A 5,836-nucleotide genomic window follows, 5' to 3' on the forward strand; every position below is an offset into this window, starting at 1 on the left:
TGATCAGCACCGGCTTGCCGGATTCGGCGATCTTCTCCAGCAGCGGGAGCAGATCGGGCAGCGAGCTGATCTTCTCCCGGTTCAGCAGGATGTAGGCGTCCTCGAGGACGGCCTGCTGGCTGTCGGCGTCGGTGACGAAGTAGGGCGAGAGGTAGCCCTTGTCGAACTGGACGCCCTCGGTGACGACGAGTTCGGTCTGCAGCGTCGAGGACTCCTCGACGGTGACCACACCGTCCTTGCCGACGGTGGTCAGCGCCTTGCCGACCATTTCGCCGATCTCCTCGTCGCGCGAGGAGACGGTGGCGACCTGTGCGATGGCCTGCTCGCCGGAGACCGGGGTGGCCAGCGCGAGCAGCGCCTCGGAGACCGCGTCGGCGGCCTTGGCGATGCCCGAACCCACCACGATCGGATTCGCACCCGCCGCAACGTTCTTCAGACCCGCGCGCACCAACGCCTGGGCCAGCACGGTGGCGGTGGTGGTGCCGTCACCGGCAACATCGTTGGTCTTGGTCGCGACGCTCTTGACCAGCTGCGCGCCGAGGTTCTCGAACGGATCCTCGAGGTCGATATCGCGCGCGATGGTGACACCGTCGTTGGTCACGGTCGGGCCGCCGAAGGCCTTCGCGAGCACGACGTGGCGACCACGCGGCCCGAGGGTGACCTTCACCGCGTCGGCGAGCTTGTCGACGCCGCGCTCGAGAGCACGACGAGCCTTCTCGTCGAACTCGATCTGCTTTGCCATGTTTTTGTCAGCTCCTGTGTGTTCTGGGCCGAACGCACTCCGCCCCGGGTCGCGAAAGACACCGGGGCGGAACGCATGTGCCTATCGGCTACTTGGTGACGACGGCCAGGATGTCGCGCGCCGACAGGATGAGGTACTCCTCGCCCTGGTACTTGATCTCGGTGCCGCCGTACTTGCTGTAGATGACGACGTCGCCTTCCTTGACGTCGACCGGGATGCGGTCACCCTTGTCGGTGACGCGTCCTTCGCCGACGGCGATGACGGTGCCCTCCTGCGGCTTCTCCTTCGCCGTGTCGGGGATGACCAGGCCGGAGGCCGTCGTCGTCTCGGCCTCGTTGGCCTGGACGAGGATCTTGTCCTCGAGCGGCTTGATGTTCACGCTCGCCACGTTGAGCCCTCCACTTTCAGGGGATTTACGGTCGTCCGGAACTGTTGTCCCGGACCATCGGTATCGGTTTGTATCGAGCGACCCGCAAGCAGTCGCCGACGGTCACTCGAACTCGACCCTGCGCATCAGCCCCGTCGTCGCGGGTGCCGGGACCCCTGCTCAGTAGTCGAACTGGCACACGCACATCACACAGTGCCGACTAGCACTCTATACATGAGAGTGCCAGCGCTCAAGGTTGGACGGTGCCAAAACCGTTGGTCCCCGCCTACGCGGGTCGTTTTCCGACACGCGTGCGCCACGCCACGCCCAGATGTCTGAGGGCTTCCCAAGACTTCGGCAAATCTGTAACGTTCGGATAACGGATTGTGACAGTATTGACGACGGCCGTGCTCCGCTCGCCGTGTTCGTCACGAACCGGCGCCGTGGGGGGAGCACCAAGCGTCACGAAACACCCAGTGCCACAGAGCAATACCCGCTCCGCAAGAGCAAGATCAACGTCAGTACCAGCGTCACGACACCAGCGTTTTCAAACGAGAAGCTTCACCAGAGGGCAAGACCACACGTGATCCATGGCCGTCCCAGCGACCCATCCGGACAACGGGTCGGCCCGGTCCCGCGTCCGGATCGCTCGCCATCCACGCGAGCTGTCCGGCTGTCCATTCGAGATGGTCGGCGACACCATGACCATCCGCTCGAAGGGAGGTGACATGCGAACATCCCTCGGCATATCGGCCGGTAACGAGGTCGTGTGCTCGGCGCTGGTCGCTACCGCGTCCAATGGCGCGCAGAGTTTCGACTATCGAGTGGTTTCCGCGGACGCGGCCCACTCCGATCTCGGCGATCTCGTCGCGTCCTCGATCGAGCTCATGACCACCCAGCTTCCGACCACGCAGCTCTCCTATGACGTGGCCTTTCCCACGCATCCGGTCGGCGCGCGCTTCGCCGGTGCGAAATCGGTCGGTGTCGATTCCGCCGCCGGTCGCCCGCCCACCAGCGTCGCGGTGGCTTATCGCAGTAAAGAGCAGGCGCAGGTGATCCGATCGGCCACCGGCAAACAGCGCGATCTGCGGCTGGTTCCGGAAGGTACTGCGGCACTTACGTATTTGCGGCACACCGGACTCGTGGACCGCTACGAGACGGTCGCCATCGTCGACCTCGGCGCGACCGGTCTCAGCGTCACCGTGGCCGACCAAGCCGACTGCTCCGTCCTTCGCACCGAACGCACCGCAGCGATCAGCGGCAACGCCATCGACGAGCTGATCTATCACCACCTCGTCGATCTGCACTACGCCCGGCGCGGCACCCGCCCCAACCGGGGCATGCTGACGAACCGCGGCCGCGCCGCCAAGGAACACCTATCGATCGCGCCCGCCGTGACCATCGATCATGTCGCCGGGCAGCCGCTCAAGCTGACCAGGGCCGACTTCGAGGAACTGATCTCGGATCTGCTGCGCGAGACCGCCGTTTTCGTCGCCGCGGTTTTCGCGCGGGCGCCCACGTTTCCGCAGGCCGTCATCGTTATCGGCGGCGGGGCCAATATTCCGGCCGTCCTGTCCACCCTCGAACGCGCGCTCGACATTCCGGTGCACACCATCGACGATCCGGAGGCGGTGATCGCGAAAGGCGCCGCGCTGGTGGCGGATTCGGTGCAGCCGTCGGTATTCCCGGTCGTCGGCGCCGCCGACGCGCCGGTCGGTACCTTCACCAAGGTCGTCGGCACGCTGGCGGGTGCGATCGTGGTGGTCGGGCTGGTCATCGGCTACGGGGTGAAGACCTTCGCACCGACCGGGGACGACGAGATCTCCCCCGCGGGCACCACTAGTAGTGCCCAACTACCCACGGCGCCGGTGACGGTGGTGCCACCGACCGGTGCGGGCACTTCGACCACCGGCCCGAACCGGGAGAGCACCAACCGGCCCTCCGGCGCCAATATCCCCTCGCTCACTCCGGACCGCGGCCAACCGGCCACCTCGACCGCCTCGTCGACCGTCGGGACCACCCCGTCCGCGCCGACGCTGCGCCCGGATCCGAACCTGCCGCCGATTCCGTTCCCCGAGTTGCTCGGACCGCTGTTCGGAAATCCGAATTCGCCGGGTGCCGGGTCGTCGGGGCAGGACCGCGGTCCAGCGTCATCGCCGCCGCAACTGGAGCCTCCGCAGACGCCCGCACAATCGCGGATTCCGTTCCCGCCCAAGGCGAATTCTGGATCGAGTGCGGGGCTGTCGGGGCATTTGGTCGGACCGCACGACTGAAAACCAACTCCCCCCAAGAACTCACTCCCCCACCACACCCCATCCACCGTTCCCACCCCACCCGGCGCGCCCGGCTGGTCGAATGATCACGTGGAAACCATGGCGGCAAAACGCGAGAGATGACCGCCCTCAGTGCCACCTGATCTTGATTGCCTCCGCGCTCCCCTAGACTTGGCTGACGGAGACCGGGAGGCCGGGGTCGGTGGCGACGGTCAGGGGGGATGGGGGTGCGCCGCCTGCGATTACGTGGGCGCCGAGGGCGGCGATCATTACGCCGTTGTCGGTGCACAGGCGGGGTTTGGGGACGCGCAGGCGCAATCCGGCTGCGGCGCAGCGGGCTTCGGCCATCGAGCGGATTCTGGAGTTGGCGGTGGCGCCGCCGCCGAGGACCAGGGTTTGCACGCCGACGTCCTGGGCGGCACGTACCGCCTTCATGGTTAGTACGTCGGCGACCGACTCCTGGAACGATGCCGCGATGTCCGGGATCGGCAGTTCATCGGCGGTGAAGCCGTTGCGCTGGGCCGCCTCGACGTAGCGGGCCACGGCGGTTTTGAGGCCGGAGAAGGAGAAGTCGTAGCGGGGGTCGCGCGGGCCGGTCATACCGCGGGGGAAGGCGATGGCCTTCGGATCGCCGTGTGCCGCAGCGGCATCCAGCGCGGGTCCCCCCGGGAAGCCGAGGCCGAGTAGCCGGGCGACCTTGTCGAAGGCTTCGCCCGCGGCGTCGTCGACGGTGCTGCCCAGTTCGACGATCGGCTCGGCCAGATCGGTGACGTGCAGCAGATGCGTGTGCCCGCCGGAGACCAGCAGCGCGACGCACGGCGGCATCGGACCGTGTTCGAGGGTGTCCACCGCGACGTGCCCACCGAGATGGTTCAGTGCGTAGAACGGCACATCCCATGCTGCCGCATAGGCTTTCGCGGCCGCGACACCGACCAGCAGCGCACCGGCCAGTCCGGGTCCGATGGTCACCGCGAGTGCATCGGGCTTGCTGATGCCCGCGGCGGCCAGCGCTCGGCGCATCGCGGGCACGATGGCCTCGAGATGTGCGCGCGAGGCGATCTCCGGGACCACACCGCCGAAGCGGGCGTGCTGCTCGACACTCGAGGCGACCTCGTCGGCGAGCAGTTCACAGGTCCCGTCGGGGTGGCGGCGCACAATGCCGACTCCCGTTTCGTCACAGGAACTTTCGATACCCATGACGATCACGAAAGCACCTCGTTCGGTTGTGCCGATTCGGCTGGCTGCGGGCGCCAGGCCGGGTTCGCCGCTAGTTCCGGTCTGCGCATGGTGTACGCGTCGGCGCCGCTCGGGTGGTAGTAGTTCTTGCGCAGCCCGATGATGTGGAAGCCGTGCTTGGCGTAGAGCGCGATGGCGGGTGCGTTATCGGTGCGCACCTCGAGGAAGACCGGCCCGCCGCGCTTACCCGCCTCGGCGAGCAGCGCCTCCAGCAGCATCGTGCCGACACCCCCGCGATGGCAGCCTGGATCGACGCCGATGGTGTGCACCTCGGCCTCGGGGTGTTCGGCATCACCGAGCAGCGCGATACCCGCATAGCCGACCATTCGCCCGGCCTCGTCGCGCGCGACGATATAGCGGTTGTGCGGTCCGGCCAGTTCAGAGTGGAAGGACACCGCCTGCCACGGATCGTCCTCCGGGAACAACAACTGCTCGAGTTCGACACAGCGCTCGATATCGGCGACGTCCATGGGCTCGATGCGAGTCACGGATCTGCTTCGCCCCTTGGACCTCCGGTCGGGCTCCATGGCCGTCACGCTCCCGTCCGGTCGAGCGTGCGGTAGCTCCGTTCCACCGCATCCGGTCTGCGCAGGTACAGCGGGATCAACGGTTCCGGGACGGCGCGGGCGAGCAGTTCGGCAGCGGCGACCCGCACCAGACCGGCGGGTGACGGGGTTTCGGCCGGGAGCACGGGTAGGTCGAACAGGTCGACGTGCGAGGCGGAACCGGCGATCATGGTGGCCTGTACAGGATCCAGGTCACCGGGCTTGCTCACCTCAGGGCCCTCGATGCGATATCCGTCACGGTAGCGGGCCCAGTAAACCTCGCGGCGGCGTGCGTCGGTGACCACGAGCAGTTCGCTCTCGGGTGTGATGTCCGGCAGCAGCGACGGTTCGAGCATCGCGTCGGCGGCGATCGCGTCGAGGCTGCACACACCGTAGACCGGGACGCCGAGCGCGTCACCGAAGGCGGCGGCGGTCGCCATGCCGACGCGCAGTCCGGTGAACGGCCCCGGCCCGATGCCGACCACGACGGCCTCGATATCGGCCCTGGAACGATCTGCCTCCGACAGGCATTCGAGGATTTGCGGAGTGAGCACCTCGGCGTGAGCGCGAGCGTCGACCCGGACCCGAGCGGCGACGGTGCGCACCCGCGCCGGGGCGACGGTGCCGGGTGCGGCCTGCTCCAGTTCCACCAATCCCGCCGTTACGGCGGGGG

6 protein-coding genes are annotated in these 5,836 nt (G+C 67.4%); 1 reads left to right on the top strand and 5 read right to left on the bottom strand.

The genetic code is table 11. The features are described from left to right. A partial coding sequence (gene groEL, locus NP3_RS07230; RefSeq protein ID WP_157124171.1) for a chaperonin GroEL occupies positions 1–742 on the bottom strand: 742 nt, incomplete at its 3' end. 88 nt (positions 743–830) lie between these two features. Further along, positions 831–1,130, bottom strand: a complete 300-nt coding sequence (gene groES, locus NP3_RS07235) for a co-chaperone GroES (RefSeq protein ID WP_040686722.1) — start codon at positions 1,128–1,130, stop codon at positions 831–833. Positions 1,131–1,837: 707 nt separating this feature from the next. Between groES and NP3_RS07240 the strand changes: the two genes are divergently transcribed. Beyond that, positions 1,838–3,382 (top strand): DUF7159 family protein, encoded by a 1,545-nt coding sequence (locus NP3_RS07240; protein WP_063039045.1) that lies wholly within the window; start codon positions 1,838–1,840, stop codon positions 3,380–3,382. A 165-nt stretch (positions 3,383–3,547) separates the two neighbouring features. Here NP3_RS07240 and tsaD read toward each other — a convergent pair whose 3' ends face one another. The 3 genes from tsaD to tsaB all read right to left on the bottom strand — a co-directional run. Then, entirely contained in the window at positions 3,548–4,588 is a 1,041-nt protein-coding gene (gene tsaD, locus NP3_RS07245) for a tRNA (adenosine(37)-N6)-threonylcarbamoyltransferase complex transferase subunit TsaD (RefSeq protein WP_063039041.1), read from the bottom strand. Beyond that, a complete protein-coding gene (gene rimI / locus NP3_RS07250; protein WP_063039043.1) occupies positions 4,585–5,088 on the bottom strand; it encodes a ribosomal protein S18-alanine N-acetyltransferase in 504 nt (167 codons plus the stop codon). Before rimI ends, tsaD begins: the two co-directional genes overlap by 4 nt. A gap of 62 nt (positions 5,089–5,150) precedes the next feature. Then, a partial coding sequence (tsaB, locus tag NP3_RS07255; RefSeq protein WP_063039047.1) for a tRNA (adenosine(37)-N6)-threonylcarbamoyltransferase complex dimerization subunit type 1 TsaB occupies positions 5,151–5,836 on the bottom strand: 686 nt, incomplete at its 5' end.

The organism is Nocardia pseudovaccinii NBRC 100343, from assembly GCF_001613225.1.
GTDB classification, from domain to species: Bacteria; Actinomycetota; Actinomycetes; order Mycobacteriales; family Mycobacteriaceae; genus Nocardia; species Nocardia pseudovaccinii.

Bases quoted from the DNA above. Each gene is read 5' to 3' on its own strand.
- NP3_RS07240 (WP_063039045.1), top strand. From the start codon at position 1,838: ATGCGAACATCCCTCGGCATATCGGCCGGTAACGAGGTCGTGTGCTCG.
- rimI (WP_063039043.1), bottom strand. From the start codon at position 5,088: ATGGACGTCGCCGATATCGAGCGCTGTGTCGAACTCGAGCAGTTGTTG.